General features: G+C 42.6%; 1 protein-coding gene. It reads right to left on the reverse strand.

Annotated elements, in window-relative coordinates:
- Positions 1 to 242: ISC system 2Fe-2S type ferredoxin (fdx, locus tag CWC28_RS21235; protein ID WP_138625743.1), on the reverse strand; the 242-nt coding region annotated here is incomplete at its 3' end.
- Positions 243 to 359 lie beyond the last annotated feature (117 nt).

Below are 359 nucleotides of genomic sequence, written 5' to 3' on the forward strand. Positions count from 1 at the left end.
GTCTCAAGACCCCATGCTTTATCTAGCATGTCGTCTTCAAGCTCATCACTCTCATCTAAAGAGTCAAAGCCTTCACGAATGATTAAGTGGCATGTTGTACATGCACATGATTTTTCACAAGCATGTGGAATGCTAATACCATTTTTTAGTGCAACATCTAATACCGTTTCACCTGTAGGAGCTTCAATAGCAGCGCCTTCTGGGCATAACTCTTCGTGTGGAAGAAAAATAATTTGTGGCATACCTTACCTCGTTAAACTTCGTCTACTGACTGCCCTTGCAGCGCTTTTTTGATTGATGCATCCATTCTGCGAGCAGCAAATTCGCTACTTGCATTGTCTACAGCTTCAATCGCTGCT

It is taken from the genome of Pseudoalteromonas sp. S4492 (assembly GCF_005886115.1).
Taxonomy (GTDB): Bacteria; Pseudomonadota; Gammaproteobacteria; order Enterobacterales; family Alteromonadaceae; genus Pseudoalteromonas; species Pseudoalteromonas gelatinilytica.